Raw genomic sequence first — 25341 nt, 5'->3', positions numbered from 1 at the left:
GGAAAGAAGACCCATTATGGCGCAAACCGCCGACGGGGATCGCAGGAACCGCGCTGGTGCATAAGCCCTCCCGCGCGTCTGAAAAAGCGGGGCAGTGCGGTAGTCGAATCAGATGCGGATGGCTATGCTCAACACAACGAGGCCGGCTGCCTGACCCCCGTCTTTCAACCGAACCGATCTTCATATTCGCTGAAAGCGAGCCGTCCTAGCGGAACTTATCGGCAATTTTGCTTCCGCCTGCTGAATTTCCCCTTATTTACCACCTGTTTACCATAAGGCTGCGCGCCATCGGATACAGGGATGGATCGCAAGGATCAATGCGCTGCCGCGTGCCAGTCGACGATCCACCGGAAAGATTTTGAACGTTATCCCACTTTCATTCCTTCGCGATTGGTAAAGTGGGCGTTGCCCAGACCGGTGCCGATGGTCAGCACCGCCCATCGTGACACGTCGTGCATGAAGGGGATCTGCGACAATCCCTGCACGACGGCGTCGTTGTGCATCATCACGAATGTGCTGTGATCGCCGATCTCGGGAACGGCCTTCATCAGCGCGGCGGGAAGATTGAAGCTGTCACTCTCCCAATTGCCGCCCGGCAGGTTCTGCCCGCCGCGTTCGATCGAGCCGTCGGCCTTGATGATGCCTGGGCAGCCGATCCCGATGATCGGAGCCGGCTTCAGATTGGCCCTTTCGGCCTTGTCAATCAACTCCTGCAGCATTGCCGCCAGCCTTTCTACCGTCGCACTGCGGCTCGGCTCGTCGTTGGCATGGCGCCAGATGACCGATTCCCAGACGCTCGCGTCGGCAAAGTGCGGCCCTTTTTCCTTTCCGAACTCGACAACGCCGGCACGGACGTTGGTGCCGCCAATATCGACGGCCAGCATCGCCTCATAGCCCTTGAACATCCAGGGCGGCATCAGATGCACCGAACCGATCAGTCCGGCCTCATCAGGATGGTGGGCGATCGGGACGACCTCAATATTGGTGCCTGCCGCCTTGAGGATAACCATGGTTCTGGCGATCGTCAGCTCCCCGAAGCGGCTTTGCCTGAAGCCGCCGCCGACGACGATGCGCTCGGTCTTGGACCAGCGCTCGTCCTTGAGAAATTTCCCGATCACTGTGGCAAAATCCTGCGCGAAGTCCTCCACCGCGCCCATGATCAGGGCGGCGGCCTCCATATCGTCTCCCTTCAGCAGAGCCTCGATCTTTTTCTTGGAGAGCTTCGCTGTCTCAATCTTGCCGATCGGGTCGTCTCCGAACTTGCGGACATGTTTTCTCCAATCGTCGAGTTTCTGCTGGAAGGTCTTCTTGTTGGCGTTGTCGCCAACGAAACCGTTCTTGTCCCGCAGTTCGTTGTTATAGTCGTCGATAGTCACCAGCGGCAGAACGGTCGCACCATGCGCCAATGGAGCATTGACCTCGTCACTATGCTTTGAACTGCTTTTGGCCATCAATGTACCTTTTACGACGCGAGTGCTGGAACGGGCGGCGAGATAAAACGCCGACTTGCCTGCGGATGTTCCCGACGGCCGAGGTATCTTGTCGTTGCCGGCCGGCGACCTAGCTTCAATGATTGCAGAGCTTGGAGAAGACCGTGCAGGATGACACCGCCACACAGGAAATGCTTTCATTGGTTTTGAACGAGCCGGAGCACTGGGCAATGTTTCTCGATATTGACGGAACGCTGCTCAATCTTGCGCCCACTCCGGATGCGATCGAGGTCCCGGAAGCCCTTCCCGGGCAACTTCATCGTCTGTCGAACAAGCTCGGCGGCGCCCTGGCGCTGGTGACCGGACGATCGCTTGCCTACGCAGACGAGCTGTTTAAACCTTTTGCATTTCCGACCGCGGGCCTGCACGGCGCCGAGATCAGGAGTGCCGCCGGGATGCATACGCTCGAGGCGACACCCGAGTTTCAGGCGCTGAAACATGCGCTGACCGCCGAAGCCGAGCACTATCCGGGCGTGCTGATCGAGGACAAGGGCGCGGCTGTTGCCGCCCATTACCGGCTCGCGCCCGAATATGAAAAAGTGCTCGAAGAGCGCATGCATCATTATGCCGAGGTCGCAGGGCCGAACTGGGCGCTGCAACTCGGCAAGATGGTGTTCGAACTGCGGCCGGCACGGTCGAGCAAGGGTGATGCGCTGGAGCGGTTTTTCCAATTCGACCCCTTCAAGAACCGCTGCCCGATCACCATCGGCGATGATCTGACCGATGAGTCGATGTTTGCGATCGCCAATGCCCGCGGTGGCGTATCCGTCCGTGTCGGGGCGATCGGCGCTCCGAGCTGCGCCACAAGCCGGCTGTCTTCGGCTGCTCTGGTCAGGAACGTTATTGCCGCCCTGGCCGCCTGACATAGGTTTTGGGCGATCTCCGGTGCGAGTTATCGCCGTCATTTGCGCCGCCTGCGCGGCGTCAATTATCAAAAAAGTATCGGTTTTGACCACGAATCGTGGTGGCAGGGGCGCAACGAGACCACTACACTCCGCTCAATAATAAAGCCAAAAAGGGAATTTGGCGGGTGGGCTTGGAACCCGTCCTCGGAGGAGGAAACGATGGAACCTGACTTGGAAGTCGTTCAGATCAGGCCGGGCGAATCTTTCGCAACGAAGGCCCACGGCTATCCCTATCACACGGTTCGTTGGCATTTCCATCCGGAATACGAACTCCATCTCGTCGTGGCGACAACCGGGCGCTATTTCGTCGGCGATTTCATCGGGGAGTTCGAGCCGGGCAATCTCGTTCTCGCCGGCCCCAATCTTCCCCATAACTGGATCAGCGACGTGCCGAAGGGATCGAGCATTCCGCTGCGATGCCAGCTCATCCAGTTCAGCGAGAATTTCATCAGCGACACGATGAAGGTGTTGGCCGAGCTCGGTCCCTTCGAGCCGGTGCTGGAAGCCTCCCGTCGCGGCGTGCTCTTCGGCGCCGAGACCAGCCGGCAGGTCGCACCGCTGATGAATGAGGTGCAGCAGGCGCAGGGCGTGCGCCGCATCGAGCTTTTTATGATGATGATCGGCCTGCTCAGCCGGGCGCAGGATGCCCAGCTTCTGGCCAGCCCGAGCTATCTGCCCGATCCATCGGGCTATATGTCGGCCGGCATCAACAAGGCACTCGCCTATATCAGGGAGAACCTGACGAAATCATTCGACGAGGCCGATCTTGCCGGAATTGCAGGACAGTCCACGGGCGCTTTTTCGCGCGCCTTCCGCCGGCATACCGGCATGTCGCTTGTGCAATATGTCAAACGCCTGCGCATCAATCTCGCCTGCCAGATCCTGATGAGCGACGACCATGCGTCGATCACCGATATCTGCTTCGAGGTCGGCTTCAACAATCTGTCCAACTTCAACCGCCAGTTTCTCGCGGAAAAGGGCATGACGCCGTCCCGCTTCCGGCGGTTGCTGGGCGACAATATCAACGTGGTCAAGGCGGCTTAAGCAAGTCGAACCACCGCGGTTCCAGGAAATAGGAAGAACCATCCGCCGAAGGCGGCGATAGGGAGGACGAGAGGAGGGACAAAACTGGCACTGGTTGAACGCGGACACGCAATGAGCTGTTCGCGAGAGCAGACGCTTGTCCTCAGAAAACTGCAAATTGCCGGGACAGGCAAGGCGGCTGGTTCAGCAGAACACCGCGCGACGAAGTTACACAATTTTTCCAATGGGAGGAGATGGAAATGATGAAATTCTCGACGAAAGCGGCAGGCGCCGCAACACTTGCCCTATCCCTGTTCGGCGGTACTTCCGCCTTTGCGCAAAGTGCCGTGGCTGATGCGACGGTCGCCTTCCTCATGCCCGACCAGGGCTCGACCCGTTACGAAGAACACGACCATCCGGGATTCGTCGCGGAAATGAAGAAGCTTTGCGCCTCGTGCAAGGTCCTCTATCAGAATGCCGATGCCGATATCGCCAAACAGCAGCAGCAGTTCAATTCGGCCATCACCCAGGGCGCCAAGGTCATCGTGCTCGATCCGGTGGATTCGGCCGCTGCCGCATCTCTCGTCCAACTCGCTCAGAGCCAGGGCGTCAAGGTCATCGCCTATGACCGCCCGATCCCGAAGGGCAAGGCCGATTTTTACGTCTCCTTCGACAACAAGGCGATCGGCAAGGCGATCGCGGAATCGCTGGTCAAGCATCTGAAGGCGAAGAATGTGCCGACCGATGGTGGCGGCATTCTGCAGATCAACGGTTCGCCGACCGACGCGGCCGCCGGACTGATCAAGGACGGCATTCACGAGGGTCTTGCCAGCGGCGGCTACAAGACGCTTGCCGAATTCGACACGCCGAACTGGCAGCCGGCAAATGCGCAGCAATGGGCGGCCGGCCAGATCACCCGCTTCGGCAAACAGATCGTCGGCGTCGTCGCCGCCAATGACGGTACCGGCGGCGGCGCCATCGCCGCCTTCAAGGCAGCCGGTATCGATCCCGTACCGCCGGTGACCGGCAATGATGCGACGATCGCCGCGCTGCAGCTGATCATATCGGGGGATCAGTACAATACGATCTCCAAGCCGAGCGAAATCGTCGCCGCGGCCGCCGCCGACGTCGCCGTGAAGCTCCTGGCAGGAGAGACGATCAAGGCGGAAATGACGCTGTACGACACGCCGGCACAGCTTTTCGTGCCAGCTGTCGTCACCGCCGAAAATCTCAAGGCAGAGATCATCGACAAGAAGATCAACACCGCCGAGGAACTGTGCACCGGCCGCTATGCCGATGGCTGCAAGAAACTCGGCATCACCAAGTAATCGAGCCAAGGCAAGCGCGGCCGGATCGCCGATCGCGCTTCCAGTTTTCGCTTCGGAAAGGCCAGGCGATGTCCGACACCTCTCATATGCTTGACGGCTCCCGCCAGCCCGTTCTCAGCCTGCGCGGTATCTCGAAGAACTTCGGGGCCGTGTCGGCGCTTACCGATATCGAACTCGACGTGCATGCCGGCGAGGTCGTGGCGCTCGTCGGCGACAACGGCGCCGGTAAATCGACGCTGATCAAGATCCTGGCCGGTGTGCACCAGCCGAGCTCGGGCACGATCCTGTTCGAGGGCAAACAAGCAGACCTGTCGAGCCCGAGTGCTGCGCTCGATCTCGGCATTGCGACCGTATTTCAGGATCTGGCGCTTTGCGAAAATCTCGATGTAGTCGCCAATATTTTCCTCGGCAAGGAGCTCAACCCTTTCCAGCTCGACGAGGTCGCTATGGAGATCCGCGCCTGGAAGCTGCTGAACGAGCTTTCGGCCCGAATCCCAAGCGTGCGTGAGCCCGTGGCCTCGCTTTCCGGCGGCCAGCGCCAGACCGTGGCAATTGCCCGGTCGCTGCTGCTTGAGCCGAAACTGATCATGCTCGACGAACCGACGGCCGCGCTGGGTGTTGCGCAGACCGCCGAAGTGCTGGACCTGATCGAGCGTGTGCGCGAACGCGGTCTCGGCGTTATCATGATCAGCCACAATATGGAGGATGTGCGTGCCGTCGCCGACCGCATCGTCGTTCTGCGGCTCGGGCGCAACAACGGCACCTTCATGCCCGATGCCTCCAACGAGGCGCTCGTCAGCGCGATCACCGGCGCGTCCAACAATTCCGTCTCCCGCCGCGCCATGCGCCGCCAGGCACAAGGCCAGCAAAACGAGGAGGGAAGGCCATGATGAAGACGATCCCGAACGAACCGACAGCACCTCAGCTCCTCGACCGGCGCGACGAAAGGGTGCGCCATGACGACAGCCTTGCCGGCTCGATCCGCGCCTTTTGGGATCGCATCCGCTCCGGCGACCTCGGCTCGTTGCCGGTTATTGTCGGTCTGGCGATCATCTGGACGGTGTTCCAGGCACTCAATCCGGTGTTTCTCTCCAGCGCCAACCTCGTCAACATGCTTTTCGACTGTTCGACGGTCGGCGTCATCTCGCTCGGCATCGTCTGCATCCTGATGGTGGGCGAGATCGATCTTTCCGTCGGCTCGGTCAGCGGTTTCGCCTCGGCATTGGTCGGTGTCTTCTGGGTCAACCAGGGCTGGCCAGTGGTGCTGGCGGTCCTCGCCGCGATGAGCGTCGGCGCCCTGATCGGCTCGCTCTACGCCTTCCTGTTCAACCGTTTCGGCATGCCGAGCTTCGTCTCCACCCTGTCGGGCCTGCTCGCGGTTCTCGGCTTGCAGCTTTATATCCTCGGAGCGACCGGTTCGATCAATCTCCCCTACGGTTCCTGGCTCGTCAATTTCGGCCAGATCATGGTCATGCCGGATCCGGTCTCTTATGCGCTCGTGGCACTTGCCGGCCTTGCCTTCTTTCTCGCAAGCTACCGCACGTCGGCGCGCCGGCGAGCCGCCGGCCTGTCGTCGAAATCGACCGGCGGACTGTGTCTGCGCGCCGTCGTCATCACGCTCGCCCTGGAAGCGGTCGCCTTCTATCTCAATCAATCGCGCGGCATTCCCTGGATGTTCGGCCTCTTCGTCGGGCTCGTCATCGCGATGAACTATGCGCTGACGCGCACCAAATGGGGCCGCTCCATGCATGCCGTCGGCGGCAACAGGGAGGCTGCCCGCCGCTCCGGCATCAACGTCTCGCGCATTTATGCCAGCGCCTTCGTTGCCTGTGCCCTGCTTGCGGCGACCGGCGGCGTGCTCTCGGCCGCGCGGCTCGCGACGGCAAGCCAGCAGGCCGGCACCGGCGACGTCAATCTCAATGCCATTGCCGCGGCGGTGATCGGCGGCACCAGCCTGTTCGGCGGGCGCGGCAGCGCCTATTCAGCCCTTCTCGGCATCATCGTCATCCAGTCGATCGCCAGCGGGCTGACGCTTCTCGATCTGTCATCGTCGCTTCGGTACATGATCACCGGCGCCGTCCTTGCCGTCGCCGTCATCGTCGACTCGCTGGCACGCCGATCCCGCATTTCGCACGGCCGGGCCTAAAACACTCAACAACAGAGGAAGAAAATGGGACAGGATCTGTCTGGAAAAGTCGCGGCCGTCACCGGAGCCGCATCGGGTATCGGCCTGGAATGCGCCAAGGCCATGCTTGCCGCCGGCGCCCGAGTGGTGCTGGTCGACCGCAACGAAGAAGCATTGAAGGAAATCTGCTCGGCGCTCGGTGCCCATGCCATTCCCCTGGTCGTCGACCTCACGGATCCGAAAAGCGTGGCGCGGATGATGCCTGAGATCCTGGCGAAGGCAGGCCAGCTGGATATTTTCCACGCCAACGCCGGTTCCTATATCGGCGGCGAGGTGCTGACCGGCGACCCCGACGCCTGGGACCGTATGCTCAATCTGAACGTCAACGCCGCGTTCCGTTCGGTGCATGCCGTCCTGCCGCACATGGTCGAGCGCAAGACCGGGGATATCATCCTGACGAGTTCGGTTGCCGGCATGGTCCCCGTCGTCTGGGAACCGATTTACACGGCTTCGAAACATGCCGTCCAGGCCTTCGTCCACACACTGAGGCGCCAGGTCGCCAAGCATGGCCTGCGCGTCGGTGCCATCGCCCCGGGCCCTGTCGTCACCGCACTTCTCAGCGACTGGCCGCAGGAGAAGCTGGACGAGGCGCTTGCCGCGGGCGGCCTGATGGAGGCGAAGGAAGTGGCCGATGCGGTACTTTTCATGCTGACGCGCCCGCGCAACATCACGATTCGCGATCTGGTCATCCTGCCGCAAAGCACGGATATCTGACGAGGGCTGCCGGCCTTTCGCAATCATAGAAGGAAACGGACATGATCTTCGATAGGTTTCGACTGGATGAACAGGTGGCGCTTGTGACCGGCGGCACGCGCGGCATCGGGCTGGCGATTGCCGAGGCGCTCGGCGAGGCGGGCGCCAAAGTCGTCATTGCCGGAAGGTCACGCAATGCGGCGGCCGAAGACCGGCTCGCCGAGGCCGGTGTCGATTGCGAGTTCATCGCCGCCGACCTGATAAAAAACGATGCCGCCGACGCCCTCGTCACCGAGACGCTCTCGCGGACAGGCCGGCTCGACATTCTCGTCAACAATGCCGGCATCGCCATTCATGGCGACAGCGGCGAATTCCCCGATCCCATCTGGCGCGAGATCATGACTGTCAATGTCGACGCGGTGTTCCGCGCCTGTCGCGCTGCACTTGCCCCAATGCGGCGCCAGGGCAGCGGCGTCATCCTCAATATCGGCTCGATCTCGGGCATCGTTTCCAACATTCCGCAGAACCAGGTCGCCTACAACACCTCTAAGGCGGCGGTTCATATGATGACGAAGAGCCTGGCAAGCGAGATCGCCGCCGAAAACATCCGCGTCAACGCCATCGCCCCCGGCTATATCGACACCGATCTGTCACGCGGCGGCATCGACAATCCCGACTGGTTTCCGATCTGGCGCAGCATGACCCCGATGGGACGCGTCGGACAGCCGGAAGAGGTGGCCGGCGCCGCCTTGTTCCTCTGCTCGGCGGCGGCAAGCTACATCACCGGCGAAGTGCTTGTCATCGACGGCGGCTATACGACGCGATAGAGGGCGACGGTGGCATCGGGGGAGGGGTCCTCTGCATCGATGCTGACTGTTGCCTTGCCATTCTTCCCCGTGACGAGCTTATGCCGAGAACCTGCCTGACAGCGCGTCTCAGGCGCGGGGCAGGCCTGCCGGCCGCAGATGTTTCCTCAGGGCGGCGATCCTGAAGATGGCGTTGGCGGCACCATAACCGCGATAGCCACGCCGCTCGACGATCTCGAAGAACAGCCCCTCGCCATAGGTCGGGCTGTAGAGCTGGAAATATTCGCCGGCCTCGTCGCGGTCATAGAGGATGTTGTTGGCCTTCAGGCGCTCGGCGAATTCGGCCTCCAGGCCGAAGCGAGCTTCGAGATCGTCATAATAGTTCGGCGAGATCGAAAGCGGCACGAAGCCGTTGGCGGCAAGGGCGGCAGCAGTCGCGAAGATGTCGTCGGTCCGGAAGGCAAGGTGCTGGATGCCGGAGCCGAAGGTCTCGGCGATGAAACGGCCGGCGAGCGTGTTGCGGTTCTCCGCCCCGTTCATGGTGATGCGCAGCGAGCCTTGCTCATTCTCGACCACCTGGCTGCGGACGATGCCGGAGGGATCGACGATATCGACCATCGGCGTCTTCTCGGCCTCAACAAGCGCGGTGTAGAACAGCAGCCAGGTCAAAAGCTCCTCGTATTTCATCGTCTGCGCCATATGGTCGATCGCTTGCAGCCCGGCCGACTGTGGCGGCGTCGCGTCCTCGATCGCGTCGAATTCGATCTCCCAGATGTGGCCGAGTTCGCTGTGGCGGTCGAGGAAATAGAGGATGCCGCCGCCGACGCCGCGCACCGCCGGCATCTCGATCTCACCGGCATCGAGGGCTTGTTCGAAGCGTTCGGCGCCGAGTGCGACGGCCCGCTGCAGCGCCGCCTTGGCATCATCAACCAGCAGCCCGGCGGCATAGGCAGAGGTGCCGTGCACGGCATAGGAGGCGCTGGCAAAGCCCTTGCGTTCGGTGTTGACGACGAGGTTGATGGCGCCCTGGCGAAACACCGTCACCCGCTTGCTCTTATGTCTGGCCGCCTTATGGAAGCCGAGGCTTGCAAACAGCGCCTCGAGTGCTGCCGCCTCGTCCTCGTCGGCGGTGAACTCGATGAAGGCGATGCCTTCGACCTTGGCGCGCGGCGGCATCACCGGCACCGGCAGCGCGCTCTCCGGCTGCTGGCGCTTGACCTGATCGCCGAGATAGATCAGCGAACGGCGGCCATCGACGGCAATGGCACTGGCCGATCCGCCGCGGAACTGATCGTTGAAGATCTCCAGCGACAGATAACCGTCATAACCGGTGGCGGCGACCGCCTTCATGAAATCGAGCACCGGCAGGTCGCCTTCGCCGGGCATGTTGCGGAAGTGACGGCTCCAGTAGAGAAGATCCATGTCGATCAGCGGCGCATCGGCAAGCTGGATGATGAAGATCTTCTCCTTCGGGATCGAGCGGATCGAATTGACGTCGATCTTGCGCGACAGCGTATGAAAGCTGTCGAGGATCAGGCCGATATTCGGATGATCGGCCCGCCGGACGATCTCCCAGGCATCGCGATGATCGTGGATGTGACGGCCCCAGGCGAGCGCCTCGTAACCGACGCGCAGGCCGCGCCTGGCGGCGCGCTCGCCGAGGTCATGAAAATCGGCCGCCGCCCGGTCGAGACCTCCAAGGGCAGCCGGCGAGACGTTCGAGCAGACCAGCACCAGGTCGGTGCCCATCTCCTGCATCAGGTCGAACTTGCGCTCGGCCCGGTCGAAGGTGCGGCTGCGCAGCGGCTCCGGCATGCCTTCGAAATCGCGGAACGGCTGGAACAGCGTGATCTCCATGCCGAGATCGCGCACCATGCGGCCGACCTCCCTCGGGCTCTCGTCGAAGATCAGCAAGTCATTCTCGAAAATCTCCACCCCGTCGAAGCCAGCCTTGGCGATCGCCTCCAGCTTGTCGCTGAGGTCGCCGCTCAGCGAAACGGTCGCTATCGATGTCTTCATCGCAGTGGTCCTTCCGAAGTGCGGTGTTTATGTTGTCATCGTCTTGAAATGCATCAGCATGCGGCTGGCATCGGGCTCCCTGGCGGTGATCAGACGAAAGGCGCCGACGGCCTGGAAGACCGCCATGCCGCCGCCATCGAGCGTTCGGCAACCGCGCGTTCTTGCTTGCCGCAGTAGTTCGGTTTCCAGGGGGAAATAGACGATCTCGGCGAGCCAATGCCGCGATTCCAGGAGTTCCGGTGGAAGCGGCACACCAGGGTATTTCGCCATGCCCGTCGGCGTCGCGTGGATCAACCCGGACGCGCCCTGCATCGCGACGGCAAGGTCGCGGCCGGCAGCAATCGCCGCGCCGGGAAAGAGCGCGGACATCGCTTCTGCCAGATCGACGGCGCGTTCATGCTCGCGATCGAAGACGGTCAGACGCTCAAGGCCGAGTGTCAGGATCGCATAGGCGGTCGCAACACCCGCTCCGCCGGCACCGAGTTGCACGGCAGCGGAAAGGTCGGCCTGCGGCAGCCCGCGCCGAAAACTTTCGGCAAAACCCCACCAGTCGGTATTGTGACCGAAACGCCGGCCGCCCTTCAGGACGACGGTATTGACGGCCCCGAGCGCGCGGGCCTCGGGCGACAAGTCGTCGAGCAGGGGAATGACGAGCTGCTTGCAGGGATGGGTAATGTTGAGGCCGGCAAGGCCGCGCGCCTCGGCATCCTCGATGAGCCCGGAAAGATCGGCCGGCGACGCGTTCAGCCTGGTGAGGTCGATCAGTTCATAGGCATAGTCCAGCCCCTGCGCCGCACCTTCCTGCATATGCATGGCAGGCGTCAGCGAGGCCTGGATGTCGGCGCCGATCAGCCCGGCCTTCAATGGTTTCAGCAGTGTCTCGGCCATAGACCATTTCCCATTTCTTGTCGTGCTGGGAGGGCCCGCAGGGTCGCTGCGGGCCCGCGATTTGCCTACTTGCCGCGAACCGTGTCGAGCTCCTTGAAGAGCTGCGTGACGGTCTCTGCGCCAATCTGGCCGGCGAACTTGTCGATCAGTGGCTTGACGGCGTCGCGCAGTTTCTGCGTCTCTTCGGGGTTGAGTTCGGCGACCTCCATGCCGGTTTTCTTGATCTCCTCGATCGCCTTGGCATCGAGCTCCCTCGAAACCTTGCGCTGATAGTCGCGGGCTTCCGTCGCGGCCGACTGGAAGACAGCCTTTTCCTCATCATTCAGGCCGTCCCAGAACTTCTTGCTGATGAGCACGATCTGCGGATTGTACTGGTGACGGGTCACCGTCATGTACTTCTGCACCTCGAAGAACTTCGCGTTGATGATGTTGGCGGCCGGGTTCTCCTGACCATCGACGGTGCCGGTCTCGAGCGCGGTATAGAGCTCGGTGTAGGGCAGGGGTACTGCATTGGCGCCGAGGCTGTTGAAGAGCTCAATCGGGATCGGCGACTGGATCGTGCGAATCTTCAGGCCCTTGATATCCTCGAGTTTGGTGACGGGATGACGGTTGTTGGTCAGGTTGCGAAAACCGAGCTCCCAATAAGCGAGGCCGACGAGACCGGTATCGGGCAGCAGCTTCATCAGGCCGGTGCCGAAGGCGCCGTCCATCACCTTGTCGGCCTCTTCGCCGCTGTTGAAGAGGAAGGGCAGATCGACGGCGCCGAACTGCTTGACGTTGCTAGAGAGAATGCCGGCATTGAGCACCGTCATCTCGATGACGCCGCCCTGCAGAGCCGATACCGTCTGGACGTCGCCGCCGAGCACGCCGCCCGGAAACAGCTTGACCTCGATCTTGCCGCCGCTCTTTTCCTTCACCAGCTCGGCGAATTTCTCCATGCCCATGACCTGGGGATGGCCCTTGTTGTTGGCGGCAGCGAATTTGAGGCTGTGCTCGCGGATTTCGGCCATAGCAGGGCCGCCTGCCAGCAAGGCGATCGGCAGGGCTAGTCCCAGCGCCAGTTTTGTCAATCTATTCAGCATGTTTTCCTCCCAGAATAGAGCCGGCGTCTCCTCCGGCCGCGTTGCAATTCACCGCCGTTATCGGCGAAGTCAGTGTCCGAACCAGGCGACCGGAGCGGTCACCAGCTCAGGAAAAAGGACGAGCAGAAACAGAACGACCAGCTCGGCGATCATGAAGGGGATCACGCCCTTCATCAGCTCTTCCATCGATAGCTTCGAAACCCCGCAGATGACGTTGAGCACCGTGCCGACCGGCGGCGTGATCAACCCGATCGAATTGTTGATGATGAACAGCACGCCGAAATAGACCGGGTCGATGCCGGCCTGCTTGATGATCGGCATCAGCACCGGCGTCATCACCAGGATCGTCGGCGTCATGTCCATGGCGGTGCCGACGACGACGATGAGCACCATGATGGCAAGCAGCAGCAGCGTCTGGTTGCCCATCAGCGGTTCGACGAGGCCGGCGAGTTCACCGGGCACGTCGGCAACGGTGATCAGCCAGGCGGAAACGGCGGCGCAGGCCACCAGGAACATCACCACCGAGGTGATTTTGGCCGCGGCGACGAAGACCTCGAACAGCCGCGACGGCGGCAGTTCGCGATAGACGACCATCGACACGAAGAGCGAATAGACCGCGGCGACGACGCCGGCTTCCGTCGGCGTGAACACGCCGAATTTCAGGCCGACGATGATGATGACGGGAAGCATCAGCGCCCAGATGCTGTCGACGAAAGCCTTCATCCGCACGGCGCCGCTTTGCTTCGGCGGCAGGGCGAACTGCTCCTTGCGCGCCACGATCAGCCAGGTGATGCAAAGGGCAGCACCGATCAATAGGCCCGGGAAAATGCCGGCCAGGAACAGCTTGGTGATCGAAACGCCGCCGATGACGCCATAGAGGATGAAGCCGATCGACGGCGGGATGATCGGACCGATGATCGAGGCCGAGGCGAGCAGGCCGCCGGCGCGGGCCGGATCGTGGCCGGATTTCAGCATCATCGGAAAGAGCAGGGCGCCAAGCGCCGCTGCATCGGCGACCGCGGAACCGGAAAGGCTGGAGAGTATGCAGGCCGCGAAAATTGCGACGAAGCCGAGACCGCCCCTGATATGGCCGACCATGGCCATGGCGAGATTGACGATGCGGCGCGAAAGGCCGCCGGTGTTCATCACCTCACCGGCCAGCAGGAAGAAGGGCACGGCCATCAGCGGGAAGCTGTCGGCCCCGTTCAGCACATTCTGCGCGACGATCTGCGCATCGAACATGCCGAGATACAACATCAGCGCCACGCCGGTGATGATGAGAGCAAAGGCGATCGGCACGCCGAGCGCCATCGGACCGAGAAGAGCGCCGAGGAAGATGGTGACGGTCATGACGGCGGCCTCAGTGCTTTGGCTTCAGAACGGAAAAGGCGGTCTGCGCGGGATCTTCGAGTGCGGCCTGTTCCTCGCTGTCACGTACGAGTGCGGCGGTCGTCACATCGATGCGATCGGTCGCGATCGCATAGGCGTCCCAGAGCAGGATGAAAAAGGCCGGCACGCCGAAGGCGAGCCCCGCGCCGTAGAAGACGCCCATCGAAATGCCGGTCGCCGGCGCCGAGACGTGAAGATTGATCAGCGTCTGGGACCAGCTGCCGCTGATCATCAGCCAAGTGGCGACCAGCATCATGCCGTAACCCAAGAGCACCGCGAGCTTGGCGACAGGTTTCGGCAGGCGGGTGATGAGGGAGTCGACCCCGAGATGGGCGTGCTCACGCATCGCCACGACGGCGCCGAGGAAAGTCAGCCAGATGAAGAAGATGCGCGACAGCTCCTCGGACGAGGTGATGCCCTGATTGAAGGCGTAACGAAGCACGACATTGCCGAAAACGAGCACGACCATCCCCGCCAGCAGCAGAGCGATCGTCATCTTCAGCGCGTAGAAATAAAAATCGATGATACGGGTCATTCGCTCCTCCCAAGCGTGGCCTTTGCTGCACAGGCCATCGACCGTCACCGGACAAGCTGTTGCATGTCCGACCAAGATATTGCGCCACGATCAACTCCCTTACCGCTGCCCTTTAAAAATGTACTAACTAGTTCGTATGTCAAGCGCCATCTATTGAAACCTGCCGCCAACGTGAATAAGACTGGTGAGCAGTGAGACCGGAGCATCTGCTTCGAATGCCTCTGAAGGCCGAAATTCCGACGGCGAAACAAAAGTTTAGAAGGGCTGGCGACCAGGCTTATGGCGGAACGGGGCGAGAACGGCCGGAAGAATGATCCGCAGCAGACGAGGGAAGACATCCTCCTTGTCGCGACTGAGGAATTCTCGACCCATGGGCTCGCCGGCGCCCGTGTCGACTCGATCGCGGAAAAGACGCGCACGTCGAAGCGGATGATCTATTATTATTTCGGCAGCAAGGAGGGGCTCTACCTTGCCGTCCTGGAGCAGTCCTATCGCAAGATTCGCTCGCTGGAAGCCGATCTGCATCTGTCCAATCTCGAACCGGAAGAGGCGTTGCGGACTCTGATCTCAACGACCTTCGATCATGATGAGGCCAATCCGGATTTCGTCCGCTTGGTCAGCATCGAGAACATTCATCACGCCGCGCATATGCTTCGTTCGGAGGCGATTCGCGATCTCAATGTTTCGGTCATCGAAACCATCGCCGGCATATTGGAGCGTGGCTTCGACCGCGGAGTCTTCCGGCGCAAGGCCGACCCGATCGACATTCACATGATGATCAGCGCCTTCTGCTTCTTCCGCGTTTCCAACCGGTATACGTTCGGCACGATCTTCAGGCGCAATCTCTCGGACGGCGATACCATCGAGCGCCATCGCGGCATGATTGCCGACGCTGTCGTCAGCTATCTGAAAAGCTGAGGGCAGGAAGTTCCACCTCAACAGCGCGGCGATGGCACGGGCAGCGTGATTTCGAACTCGGCGCCGGCGCCAACCGTCGGTCGTAGGCGGATCTTGCCGCCATGAGCACTCAGCATGGCGCGGATGATACCGAGACCCATGCCTGTGCCTCCCTGTTCGCGGCGGGTCGAGAAGAACGGTTGAAAGATGCGTTCGCGATTTGCCTCGGAAATACCGCTGCCGTCGTCCCGGACGAGAAAGACGACATTGCGGTCGTCGGCCGATATTGCGAATTCCAACAGCGTGGCGCCGTGCTGTAAGGCGTTTTCGGCCAGGTTGGCGAAGACAATGACGGCTGCTTCATTTGGGAGCGCGATCGATATTTCCGCATCTCCGGCCGCCGAAATATCAAGGGCGGGAAAGCGCGTGCGCAGTGAAGTCATGATGCTGGGAACACTGCTTCTGCCCTCGTTCACAGGCGTTTCCGCCTGCGCCAGTTCCCGCAGCCGCTGCAGTAATGCGTCGAGCCGGACAGCGTCGGCGACGATATTGTCGAGAAAATGCAAACGCTGCGCTGTCGTCATCGGCGTCTCGGCATCGTCATCGCGCAGAAGTTCCGCCGCTCCCCGGATGGCGGTCAGCGGCGATTTCAACTCGTGGGAGACATGGGCGGCAAAGGAGCGGACATAGTCCGTGCGGTCGACCAGTTTTCCGGCAAGATCGAGGAAGCTTTGCGACAGCAGCGCGATCTCCCGTGTACCATAGCTGTCGAGCGGACGGATTGCCGCCTTGCCACCGCGAGCGATCTCTTCCGTGCGGGCGATCAGGGCGTCGATCGGCCCGGTGATGGTGCGGGTCAGCACATAGGCAATGCCGAGCGTCAGGATTGCGACAATCGCAAGCGCTCCGATTTCCGCTGGCGCCATCCGGTCGGAACTCGCCTCGACGGCGCGAAACCAGACGACGATCAGGATCGGCAGCGCCATCACGGCGAGCAGCACGGCATAGACGATCAGCGCCAGCCTCGGCCGCCATTTCACCCTGACTTTCAGCGCCGGCATCAGGCCTTCCTCCCGATTTCACCGCTTAGCTTGAAGCCGATGCCGTGAACAGTCGCGATGATCCCGGTACCGCCGACCGCCGTGAATTTGGCTCTAATGTTGCGGATATGGCTGTCGATCGTCCGGTCGGCGACGTAGGTGCCTGCGCCGTAGGCCGATTGCATCAATTGTTCGCGGCTGAAGACCATACCGGGACGCGACAGCAACGCTTCCAGGATCGCGAATTCCAAGGCCGTCATCGCGAGGGCGCTGTCGCCGAACATGACGGTCCGGCCGTGGCGATCCAGGCTGATCTCGCCGGCGACAAGGGCGGCATGGCGTCTGCCGGGCGCCGCCCCGTTGCCGCTTCGCTTCAATATCGCCTTGACCCTCGCGATGAGTTCACGCGGGCTGAAAGGCTTGGTGACATAGTCGTCGCCACCGATTTCGAGCCCCAATATCCTGTCGATCTCCTCGTCGCGGGCGGACAGGAACAGGATCGGCAATCCCGATGTCTTGCGGATCTGGCGGCAGACCTCCAGACCATCCATATCGGGCATGCCAATATCGAGAATGATCAGATCGATATTGCCGCGGCGGAAGGCCGCCATCGCTTCGGAGCCGCTGCGAACAGCCGTCGGTGTCAGGCCTGCGCGCTCAACAGCAAAACAGATCACATCGCGAATGTGAGGTTCATCATCGACGACGAGAATGCGGGGCGCCATCACCGGTCCTGTGTTGGTTTGTCGTGCCTGTTGTCGTCGTTCTCGTCCTATCTTGCAATGGTCGCAGAAGACAAGAGATAGCTCTCCAGCCGTGCGGAACGGAAGGTCCAGTTCCGCCAGTCGCGCCGGCGGATCTCAAAATTCCTGGAGAGATGGTAACGAACCGTCATCGCTTCGCTCTTCTTGTCGATCAGGTGATCCGGCAGCATCCGGATATAGCGATCGAGCGCCGGAATGGCGGAAGGGCCGAGCGAAGAGAGATAGGCAAGATCGAGCGGCGGGCCTTCCTGGCTGACCTCCTGGCTATGGGCGACATTGAAGCGGGCGATGAAAGCCGGAAAATCGATGAAGGAACTGATGTAGAGAGCGATAAGGAGCGAGGCGAGGTTCGCGGCGATCAGCCACGCGTTGGAACGGTTGAACAGAATCCGGAGCAGGATCAAGACAAGGCCGATGGCGACGAGGCCCATCCAGAGACCGGCAGCGACACGCAGTTCCGTTAGCGAATAGACCTCGACGTAAAGCCCGAGCCGCAGCATCGACGACAGGCAGAGCAGAACATTCTGGCCGATCCAGGCATGGACGAGGCCGCGGATCAGTGCGCTATGATCGCCGGGGCCGCCGCGGCGCATGGCGACGAGCACGAAACCGGCGGCGAGAAGTGCGGTGGCAATCAGCGGATAGGCACCGCGATGCGCATATTCGGCGTGGCTCATATGCTCGGGCAGATCGGCGCCGCCCCAGAGATAGACGAGATCGAGAAGCGTCTGCACGGCAAAAATTGCGTTGAACAAGATGAGCGATCGCAACAGCGAAGCTTGGCCGAGCGGCGCATTCCTGGTGGGTACGATCATGAAAGATCTGCCGGCTTGCGATCTTGCAACGCGACGCTTCAGGCGCGGCCGCAGCATCGCCCAGACCACCATAGCGGTCATCGTCCAGAAGCCGATCCGCCAAAGATCGAGGAACTGCAGCAAAACGGCAAAATCGATGCTGCGCAGCGCGATCTCGATCAGCGGATTGGCCGCAGCAAAGAGAGATACAAAGATCGCAGCGAGAACGAGCGGCATGATCCAGAGGCCGACGCCTTGTCGGACCACGGCAAAAGAAAATCGTTTGGCCGGGGTGGCAAAATATTTTCGGATACTCTCGGCAAGCCGTAGGGGAATGACGAGGGCGAAGCGCAAAAACACCAGGGGCAGGCCCGTAAGGCGGCGAGGCATCAATCTGGCGCGGACGAGAGCAACCGACATCAGTGCGCAGAAGCAGAGGACGAGGCCCGTGAGCGAGGCCGCTTCCACAAGGGGCGCCGACGACAGGACCAAAAGACCGAACAGGAAAGCCGCCATGGAAAACTGCGGACCCCGCCTGGCCGAAAACAGAATGCCGGCGCAGACGGCGAGCGCAAATAGGAAGAGGTTTATCCCGAGCTCCTGGCCAAAGATCAGAAAATCCGCAAGCGCCACCAGCGCAAGCAGCGTCACGGTCCGGCCGCTGCCGCGTTTGATCGTCATCGGCTCTGTCAAAATATCGGCTGTATCCATTGCTGCTCCTTTTGCAAAGGCCGCGTTCTGATCACGATCAGCTGGGTGTCCGATCTCGTCGCGGCAGGGGTGTGTTGAGACTCTTCCGTCAGCCACCATCCGTCATTGCGGAGGCGATCCGGCAAAGCGGGGAGTGCGGGGCGGGGCGGGCTGGCGTTCTTGCTCATGGCGGGAAGATGCCGCGCCGGATTGCAGATTTTGTGCAGAAAGCGAGGAGCAATTCAGGAAATTGCCGCAAAGCGCCGCGCGTCTGTTCAGACGCGCGGAGCACACTGCAACATTAGGCAGTCGCCCGCGAACGCACGGTCAGAGCCCAACCCCGGACGTATGTCGGAACCGTTCCTCTTCGGCAGAGAAGAGCGAGGGAAGAATAAAGGATATTATCTGAATCGCTGAGCACGTCTGGCATTGTGCAGCAGTTCGCAGGCGGTCGCGAACGGCCCGAAAAGTTTGAGCAGCTGCGCCTGTTCCTCGGTATCGATATGGTGACGAGCGCAGAACTCGGTGACGGACCAGACTTTCGTCAGGTCGTCCGTTTCGATTTGGCTGGGTTCGATGTGTTCGGTCAACGGCGTGTCCTCCGAACATCAAGACTACGCCCACGAGGATTTTATAAGAACTAGCTAAAAAGGATTACGAGCAACTATATTCAGAAAGCATGTGTCAAGAAAGCGGATGCGAAGACGCCCGCCGATTGTGCGGCGGGCGTCTTGTCTCACTGATCTATTGCTTCGGATCAAACACCGACGCCGTCGGGATGAGCGTCCGTGCCGAGGATGTTGAGCGTCACCTTGGCAGTGTCCGTATGGCCTTCGCCGTCGGAGATCTTGTAGTAACGAAGAACTTCCGTGTAGGTCACGCCTGCATCCAGATCGGCCGTCAGGTCGTAGGTGAACGTGCCATCCGACTTGACATGGAACGTGCCATAGGTGCCGGCAACGTCGGTTACGGCGTCCGCAGCGGCGTCTACCTTGGTGCTCAGGAACTGGCGCAGGAACATCTTGCCGTTGTCGCCGGCAATGTCGTTGTCCAGAACGTTGCCGCCGATGGCATGGCCTTCGGTGAAGCTGTAGGTGTCATCGACCGCGACCGGCTTGATCTGGGTCACGCCCTGGATGTTCAGGGTGAACAGGCCGAAGTCGGTGTGGCCGGCGCCGTCGGAGATCTTGTAGGAAACCTTTTCGACCAGCGTCTCACCATGGGTGAAACCGATCTTGGCAGCGTCGCTCAGAACATAGGTATAGCTGCCGTCGGCCTTGACGAAGAACGTGCCGTAATCGCCGTGGATTTCGGTGATCTGACCGGCCTGCTTGGCACCGACTGTCTGCTGGTCGAAGGCGCGCAGGAACAGGTGACCGTTGTCGGAGGAATCGTTGGAAAGAAGATTGCCGGAAATTACGTCGGTTTCTTGAAAAGTTGCACTATCGTCAGTTGCGTGAATCGGGGAAGCCATTAGTTTCTCCTAAAATTGTTTATCAGTGGGTCATTTTGACCTTCGCGAGCGGCTTCTTTAACAACTTATTAATCATGCAAGTCAATGGGGTATTTAGCGCAAGGTTAACATTCATCCATAACGTGTATGCGTGCTCATAAAGCGACCAATACGTTATCTGCACCAATCAAATTTGAAGCAATTTCGACCAATTTACACCCGGTAAACTTGAAAGAACCTGCCCCGTGACTATGTTGCCGACACTCTTCTGACGCTTGCTTCTATGGCGGCTGCACGGCATTGCAATCCGTGACCCTGGCACCTACCTTAAGGCCGCAGCCGATCTGACCGGACCCTCAAAGCGGTGCCGACAGGTGAATGAACGCAATAGGATCGGCGGCATGCGCCATCCGGGCGGCCCTTGGACAATCCCAGCAGCGAGCTGATTCCGCCGACCGCCGTCAGAGGATTTCTTTGAACCACGAAATATCGCGACTGCGGTTGCGGCCGCTGATCGGCCGGCGCAAGGGTCGGGATCCCGTCCGAGACTGCTGGAGCGTGAAAGGTATTTCCCTTTTTAGCCGCCATGAATGCAGGTCTGATTTACCTGATAACGCGGCTGACAGAGATCGACCCACCATCCAACAAGGAGAATGCGAATGCAGGTACTCGTCAGAGACAACAACGTCGATCAAGCCCTGAGGGCGCTGAAAAAGAAAATGCAGCGCGAAGGTCTGTTCCGCGAAATGAAGGAACGGCGCGCCTATGAGAAGCCGTCCGAACGCCGCGTCAGAGAAAAAGCCCAGGCGATCAGCCGGCAGCGCAAGGCCGCACGCAAGAAGATGCAGCGCGAAGGACTGCTGACCGGGCGCAAGCAGACGGCAACACGTTAATAGCTTTCCCGAAAGGATAGACAATGGACGAATTGAATAGTCTTGCCGTTTCAGAAGAACGCCTCGAGGATTGCCGTGACGTGGTCGAGCCGGATCTGCAGGACCTGATCCAGCGTGCGCTGACCTCCGGCTTTTCACGGGAGGAAATCCTCATAGCCGTCAGCGAACTGGTCGCGGAAGACTTCGCAATGGTCATGGAAACGCCAAGCGTGCATTGAGGAACGAATGGTGACGGCGCAACAGGATCTCTTTGGTGTGGCCGACGACCGCTTTCCGGAGGGGTTCCGATATTCCCCTGATATCGTTCTCCCGGATCTGCAGCGCTCCGTTCTCGAAGCGATACCCGCCCTGCCGTTCAAAGCCTTCGACTTCCATGGGTTCGAAGGCAAGCGCAGGACGGTTTCCTTCGGGTGGAAATACGACTTCGACAGTCAGAGCATCAGGAAAACAGAGCCGATACCGTCATTGCTGCTTCCCATTCGTGAGGTCGCCGCAGGTTTCGCTGGAATCGTCGCGGAGGCGCTCGAGCAGGCTCTCGTGACCGAATACACACCCGGCGCTCCAATTGGCTGGCACAGAGACAAATCCGTGTTCGGCCGGGTCGTTGGCATTTCGCTGCTTTCGTCCTGCACCTTCAGGCTGAGACGCCGGACCGGCGACAAATGGCAGCGGCAGTCGTTCGTGCTTGATCCCGGCTCAGCCTATCTTCTGGCCGGCGCGTCAAGAAAGCTCTGGGAACATTCGATCCCGCCCGTCGACCGTCTGCGTTATTCGGTCACCTTCCGAGAGTTAGCGCAGTAAGCCACGGGAACATCGACGCCAGCAGATGGTTACTCCGTCTTTTGTACAGATGGAGATAATAATGGTCGAGCATGACGATGTAACGCGCGTGTGGGAATTGATCGACAGGATCGGCTTCTGCATGCTGACAACCCGCAACGGCGACGGCCTGCGCGCCCGCCCGATGTCAGCCTATAGCGCACAGCTTGAAAACGCGGTCTATTTTCTAACCGATCTTGCCAGCCACAAGGACGATGAGATCGCCCGCTGGCCCAACGTCTGCCTGGCCTTCGCCGACACCAAGGGACAGAAATATGTCTCCGTATCGGGAACGGCCGAGGTACAGAACGATCGCGAGAAGATCAGGGATTTGTGGGCGACACCGGCAAAGGCATGGTGGGACAACCCTGACGACCCCTCCATCCGTATTCTCAAGATTACCCCGTCTTCGGCCGAATATTGGGACAGCCCAGGCACGATTATCAGCTACATCAAAATGGCGGCCGCAGCGGTCTCCAACAGCAAACCGGACATGGGCGACAACGTCGAGGTCAAGCTCTAAAGCATGCCGTACAAAAGTGTGCAGCGGTTTTGCCTCAACGACATGCGAGAAAATAAAGAACTAACGCGCAGGGAGCGAGTCTGAAAGGTCGCGACGCGGTTTAACGCCGGGCAACTTCGTTCAAGCCGGGCTGGCTGACGCCTTGACGAAGTCGATGAAGGCGCGGAGCGGGGCGGGCACCAGGCGCCGTCCGGGATAATAGAGAAACGGCCCGGAAAAGCGCTGCCACCAGGGCTCGAGAATTGGCTCGAGAACGCCGCTGTCAAAATACGGGCGCAGCCAGTCTTCGAAAATGCTGATTACGCCCGTGCCCGCTATGGCGGCGTCGACAGACAGATCGGTCGCCCCGCCGACTTTGACGATCAATGGTCCCGATGGTTCGACCCGCACCACTTCGCCGTCCCGCTCATATTCCCAGGGCGTCGTCAGCGCACCGCTGTCAAAACGGCCCAGCAGGCAGGCGTGGTCGAGGAGTTGGCCCGGATGTTGCGGCCGGCCATGACGGTCGAGATAGGCCGGCGACGCGGCGGTGGCAAAGCGCTGCCGGCGCGGCCCGATCGGTATCGCGATCATATCCTGCTCCAGCCGCTCGTCATAGCGGATGCCGGCATCGCATCCGGCAGCAAGCACGTCGACGAAGCTCTCCTCGGCGACGATCTCGAGGCGAATATCGGGATAGGCGGCGAGGAATGGCGGAATGATAGCTGGCAGCACCAGGCGCGCCGCGCTGACCGGTACATTGAGCCGCAGCGAACCGGCTGGCCTGTCGCGAAATCGGTTGACCACGTCGAGCGCGGCCTCCACCTCCGTCAAGGCAGGGCCAAGCCGTTCCAGCAGGCCCTTGCCTGCTTCCGTTGGAACGACGCTACGCGTCGTGCGGTTCAGCAGTCTGACCCCGAGCTCAGCCTCGAGGCGACGCACCGCTTCGCTCAGGAAGGAGGCGCTGCTGCCGCTGCCCCGCGCCGCCTCGCGAAAACCGCCGGCCCGCGCCACGGCGACAAAGGCATTGAGATCGCTCAAATCTGCTTTCACTGTTCGCCACTCCGCACGGCCTGTACTGATTGTAGCCGATTATCATACGACCCGCCAAGGCGTAGTCTTGGCCGCATCTCTTGAAAGGAGTGAGATCATGTCCATTATCGATCAGGCCGGCAGCTTCAATCTCGGCGACCGCACCGTCAAACGACTTGGGTATGGCGCCATGCAACTCGCCGGGCCTGGCGTGTTCGGCCCGCCCAGGGATCACGGCGCCGCGCTTGCGGTGCTGCGCGAGGCGGTTGCCAGCGGTGTCAATCACGTCGACACCAGCGATTTCTACGGCCCGCAAGTCACCAACCGGATCATCCGCGAAGCCCTCCACCCCTATCGCGATGATCTCGTCATCGTCACCAAGATCGGCGCGCGGCGCGGCGCCGACGGATCCTGGATTCCGGCCTTCTCGCGGGAAGAGCTTACGCAAGCCGTACACGACAACCTCCGCAACCTCGGCCTGGATGTGCTTGACGTCGTCAACCTCAGAATCATGTTCGACATTCATGGCCCTGCCGAAGGCTCGATAGAAGCACCCCTGACGGTACTTGCCGACCTTCAGCAGCAGGGCTTGGTCCGTCACGTGGGCCTAAGCAACGCCACATCGAAGCAGATCGCCGAAGGGCGCGGGGTCACCGAGATCATCTGCGTGCAGAACCAGTATAATCTGGCTCATCGGGCCGACGATCGCCTGATCGACGAGCTCGCCCGAGACGGCACCGCCTATGTGCCCTTCTTCCCGCTCGGCGGCTTCAGCCCGCTGCAGTCATCCACCCTGTCCGATGTCGCCGCACGCCTTGATGCGACGCCCATGCAGGTGGCGCTCGCATGGCTGCTGCGCCGAGCGCCGAACATCCTGCTGATCCCCGGCACCTCGTCCGTCGGCCATCTCAAGGAGAACCTTGCCGCTGCCGCGCTTGTTCTGCCGGATGAGGTTATCGACGAGCTCAATCAGATCGGAAACATTGCCGCCTGATCGCATTCAAAGGCCAAGAGCTATTGCCACAACGACGCTCACACGTGGTGTAGCAATAGCCGAAACCATCAGCGAATTGGTGTCCGCTCGTCATCTGCGGCCGTGAAAGTCCGTTGCGGCTATTGCTTCAATAACGCTCCGGTACGCACATTTCAGGCGGCACCGGCGCCCTGGTGTAGTCGGCGTGGCGGATGCGGTCCGGCAGCTGGATCTCCGGTTTCGGCACATCCTCATAGGGAATCTGCTCGAGAAGATGGGCGATGCAGTTCAGCCGCGCCCGTTTCTTGTCCACGGCCTGCACCACCCACCAAGGCGCTTCCTTGGTGTGCGTGCGCGCCAGCATTTCTTCCTTGGCCTTGGTATACTCTTCCCAATGGACGCGGCTTTCCATGTCCATCGGTGAAAGCTTCCACTGCTTCAGCGGATCGTGAATGCGCATCTTGAAGCGGAATTCCTGCTCCTCGTCGGTGATCGAGAACCAGTATTTGATCAGCACGATGCCGGAGCGGACCAGCATGCGTTCGAATTCCGGGACCGAGCGGAAGAACTCCTCGAGTTCATCGGGGGTGCAGAAGCCCATCACCCGCTCGACGCCGGCGCGGTTGTACCAGCTGCGGTCGAAGAGCACGATCTCGCCGGCAGTCGGGAGATGCGGGACGTAACGCTGGAAATACCATTGATGACGCTCCCGCTCGGTCGGGGCGGGCAGCGCGACGGTGCGGCAGACGCGCGGATTGAGCCTTTGGGTGACGCGCTTGATCGCGCCGCCCTTGCCGGCCGAATCCCGGCCTTCGAAAAGCACCACAACCTTCAGCTTCTTGTGCTGAACCCAGTCCTGCAGCCGTACTAGCTCGTGCTGCAGCCGGAAGAGTTCGCGGAAGTAGATCTTTCGCTCGAGCGTCTGCTCGGCCGGTTCCGACATTCCCTCGGCGACCAGATCGTCCAGCCGGTCCTCCTCCATCTGCATTTCCAGCTCCTCATCGAAGCTGTCGGCGATCTCGGCCTTTATCCGGTTGAGCTGGTCCTGATGTGTCTGAGACATGGGTTTTCCTTCCTGCTTTTGTTGACAGGAGCATGTCAGTGCGAAGGTTATATGACGACCACTGATCGAGCTGAAACG

At 60.8% G+C, this 25341-nt stretch carries 26 protein-coding genes; 13 read left to right on the top strand and 13 right to left on the bottom strand.

What is annotated here, in order from left to right; genetic code table 11:
* Positions 1 to 365: 365 nt before the first annotated feature.
* Positions 366 to 1451 (bottom strand): ROK family protein, encoded by a 1086-nt coding sequence (locus tag EFD56_RS15960; RefSeq protein ID WP_126905744.1) that lies wholly within the window; start codon positions 1449 to 1451, stop codon positions 366 to 368.
* Between the two features lie 122 nt (positions 1452 to 1573).
* On the opposite strand from EFD56_RS15960, the gene otsB reads away from it, so the two are divergent.
* The 7 genes from otsB (at position 1574) to EFD56_RS15925 (ending at position 8451) form a co-directional block, all read left to right on the top strand.
* Positions 1574 to 2353, top strand: a complete 780-nt coding sequence (gene otsB / locus EFD56_RS15955) for a trehalose-phosphatase (protein ID WP_029532090.1) — start codon at positions 1574 to 1576, stop codon at positions 2351 to 2353.
* 201 nt (positions 2354 to 2554) lie between these two features.
* Positions 2555 to 3439, top strand: coding sequence for a helix-turn-helix domain-containing protein (locus EFD56_RS15950; protein ID WP_004676167.1), 885 nt, complete (start codon positions 2555 to 2557; stop codon positions 3437 to 3439).
* A gap of 233 nt (positions 3440 to 3672) precedes the next feature.
* The gene (locus EFD56_RS15945) at positions 3673 to 4746 is read left to right on the top strand and encodes an ABC transporter substrate-binding protein (protein WP_170967751.1); all 1074 of its coding nucleotides are present in this window, start codon (positions 3673 to 3675) and stop codon (positions 4744 to 4746) included.
* A gap of 68 nt (positions 4747 to 4814) precedes the next feature.
* Complete coding sequence (locus EFD56_RS15940; protein WP_126905743.1) at positions 4815 to 5636, top strand: ATP-binding cassette domain-containing protein; 822 nt, start codon at positions 4815 to 4817, stop codon at positions 5634 to 5636.
* Entirely contained in the window at positions 5633 to 6892 is a 1260-nt protein-coding gene (locus tag EFD56_RS15935; RefSeq protein ID WP_126905742.1) for a sugar ABC transporter permease, read from the top strand. Before EFD56_RS15940 ends, EFD56_RS15935 begins: the two co-directional genes overlap by 4 nt.
* Before the next feature lie 24 nt (positions 6893 to 6916).
* Positions 6917 to 7645, top strand: a complete 729-nt coding sequence (locus tag EFD56_RS15930) for an SDR family oxidoreductase (RefSeq protein ID WP_085743885.1) — start codon at positions 6917 to 6919, stop codon at positions 7643 to 7645.
* A gap of 41 nt (positions 7646 to 7686) precedes the next feature.
* Positions 7687 to 8451, top strand: coding sequence for an SDR family NAD(P)-dependent oxidoreductase (locus EFD56_RS15925; protein WP_126905741.1), 765 nt, complete (start codon positions 7687 to 7689; stop codon positions 8449 to 8451).
* Positions 8452 to 8559: 108 nt separating this feature from the next.
* On the opposite strand, the gene EFD56_RS15920 is transcribed toward EFD56_RS15925, so the two are convergent.
* The 5 genes from EFD56_RS15920 to EFD56_RS15900 form a co-directional block, all read right to left on the bottom strand.
* The gene (locus tag EFD56_RS15920) at positions 8560 to 10449 is read right to left on the bottom strand and encodes a bifunctional sugar phosphate isomerase/epimerase/4-hydroxyphenylpyruvate dioxygenase family protein (protein WP_126905740.1); all 1890 of its coding nucleotides are present in this window, start codon (positions 10447 to 10449) and stop codon (positions 8560 to 8562) included.
* A gap of 27 nt (positions 10450 to 10476) precedes the next feature.
* Positions 10477 to 11337, bottom strand: a complete 861-nt coding sequence (locus EFD56_RS15915) for a shikimate dehydrogenase (RefSeq protein ID WP_126905739.1) — start codon at positions 11335 to 11337, stop codon at positions 10477 to 10479.
* 65 nt (positions 11338 to 11402) lie between these two features.
* Positions 11403 to 12419 (bottom strand): TRAP transporter substrate-binding protein, encoded by a 1017-nt coding sequence (locus EFD56_RS15910; protein WP_126905738.1) that lies wholly within the window; start codon positions 12417 to 12419, stop codon positions 11403 to 11405.
* A 69-nt stretch (positions 12420 to 12488) separates the two neighbouring features.
* Positions 12489 to 13769 (bottom strand): TRAP transporter large permease subunit, encoded by a 1281-nt coding sequence (locus EFD56_RS15905; RefSeq protein WP_126905737.1) that lies wholly within the window; start codon positions 13767 to 13769, stop codon positions 12489 to 12491.
* Positions 13770 to 13779: 10 nt separating this feature from the next.
* Entirely contained in the window at positions 13780 to 14343 is a 564-nt protein-coding gene (locus EFD56_RS15900; protein WP_126905736.1) for a TRAP transporter small permease, read from the bottom strand.
* Positions 14344 to 14622: 279 nt separating this feature from the next.
* Here EFD56_RS15900 and EFD56_RS15895 point away from each other — a divergent pair, with 279 nt between their 5' ends.
* Positions 14623 to 15261 carry a TetR/AcrR family transcriptional regulator gene (locus tag EFD56_RS15895; RefSeq protein ID WP_004670949.1) on the top strand — a complete coding sequence of 213 codons (639 nt, stop codon included), beginning with the start codon at positions 14623 to 14625 and terminating at the stop codon, positions 15259 to 15261.
* A gap of 17 nt (positions 15262 to 15278) precedes the next feature.
* On the opposite strand, the gene EFD56_RS15890 is transcribed toward EFD56_RS15895, so the two are convergent.
* The 5 genes from EFD56_RS15890 to rapA2 all read right to left on the bottom strand — a co-directional run bounded on the left by EFD56_RS15890 (position 15279) and on the right by rapA2 (position 20002).
* A complete protein-coding gene (locus EFD56_RS15890; RefSeq protein ID WP_126905735.1) occupies positions 15279 to 16301 on the bottom strand; it encodes a sensor histidine kinase in 1023 nt (340 codons plus the stop codon).
* A complete protein-coding gene (locus EFD56_RS15885; protein WP_004670945.1) occupies positions 16301 to 17005 on the bottom strand; it encodes a response regulator in 705 nt (234 codons plus the stop codon). Before EFD56_RS15885 ends, EFD56_RS15890 begins: the two co-directional genes overlap by 1 nt.
* A gap of 47 nt (positions 17006 to 17052) precedes the next feature.
* Positions 17053 to 18549, bottom strand: coding sequence for a DUF4153 domain-containing protein (locus EFD56_RS15880; RefSeq protein ID WP_126905734.1), 1497 nt, complete (start codon positions 18547 to 18549; stop codon positions 17053 to 17055).
* A 380-nt stretch (positions 18550 to 18929) separates the two neighbouring features.
* Positions 18930 to 19118: a hypothetical protein gene (locus EFD56_RS15870; RefSeq protein ID WP_016736975.1), complete on the bottom strand. Its 189-nt coding sequence runs from the start codon at positions 19116 to 19118 to the stop codon at positions 18930 to 18932.
* Positions 19119 to 19285: 167 nt separating this feature from the next.
* Entirely contained in the window at positions 19286 to 20002 is a 717-nt protein-coding gene (gene rapA2, locus EFD56_RS15865) for a calcium-binding lectin RapA2 (protein WP_037113659.1), read from the bottom strand.
* Between the two features lie 638 nt (positions 20003 to 20640).
* Between rapA2 and rpsU the strand changes: the two genes are divergently transcribed.
* The 4 genes from rpsU to EFD56_RS15845 all read left to right on the top strand — a co-directional run bounded on the left by rpsU (position 20641) and on the right by EFD56_RS15845 (position 22216).
* The gene (gene rpsU, locus EFD56_RS15860; RefSeq protein ID WP_004670929.1) at positions 20641 to 20874 is read left to right on the top strand and encodes a 30S ribosomal protein S21; all 234 of its coding nucleotides are present in this window, start codon (positions 20641 to 20643) and stop codon (positions 20872 to 20874) included.
* A gap of 23 nt (positions 20875 to 20897) precedes the next feature.
* Positions 20898 to 21092 (top strand): hypothetical protein, encoded by a 195-nt coding sequence (locus EFD56_RS15855; protein ID WP_016736977.1) that lies wholly within the window; start codon positions 20898 to 20900, stop codon positions 21090 to 21092.
* 7 nt (positions 21093 to 21099) lie between these two features.
* Positions 21100 to 21675, top strand: a complete 576-nt coding sequence (locus EFD56_RS15850; RefSeq protein WP_126905733.1) for an alpha-ketoglutarate-dependent dioxygenase AlkB — start codon at positions 21100 to 21102, stop codon at positions 21673 to 21675.
* A gap of 61 nt (positions 21676 to 21736) precedes the next feature.
* A complete protein-coding gene (locus tag EFD56_RS15845; RefSeq protein ID WP_037147559.1) occupies positions 21737 to 22216 on the top strand; it encodes a pyridoxamine 5'-phosphate oxidase family protein in 480 nt (159 codons plus the stop codon).
* Positions 22217 to 22336: 120 nt separating this feature from the next.
* On the opposite strand, the gene EFD56_RS15840 is transcribed toward EFD56_RS15845, so the two are convergent.
* Positions 22337 to 23248 carry a LysR family transcriptional regulator gene (locus EFD56_RS15840; RefSeq protein WP_126905732.1) on the bottom strand — a complete coding sequence of 304 codons (912 nt, stop codon included), beginning with the start codon at positions 23246 to 23248 and terminating at the stop codon, positions 22337 to 22339.
* A 97-nt stretch (positions 23249 to 23345) separates the two neighbouring features.
* Between EFD56_RS15840 and EFD56_RS15835 the strand changes: the two genes are divergently transcribed.
* A complete protein-coding gene (locus EFD56_RS15835) occupies positions 23346 to 24221 on the top strand; it encodes an aldo/keto reductase family oxidoreductase (protein ID WP_126905731.1) in 876 nt (291 codons plus the stop codon).
* Between the two features lie 127 nt (positions 24222 to 24348).
* Here the strand turns inward: EFD56_RS15835 and ppk2 are convergent, their stop codons facing one another.
* Positions 24349 to 25263: a polyphosphate kinase 2 gene (gene ppk2 / locus EFD56_RS15830; RefSeq protein WP_004670916.1), complete on the bottom strand. Its 915-nt coding sequence runs from the start codon at positions 25261 to 25263 to the stop codon at positions 24349 to 24351.
* Positions 25264 to 25341 lie beyond the last annotated feature (78 nt).

Source organism: Rhizobium phaseoli (assembly GCF_003985125.1).
Taxonomy (GTDB): Bacteria; Pseudomonadota; Alphaproteobacteria; order Rhizobiales; family Rhizobiaceae; genus Rhizobium; species Rhizobium phaseoli.
Note: the sequence above shows the minus strand (reverse complement) of the source record. Positions and strands in the feature narration are given on the sequence as shown.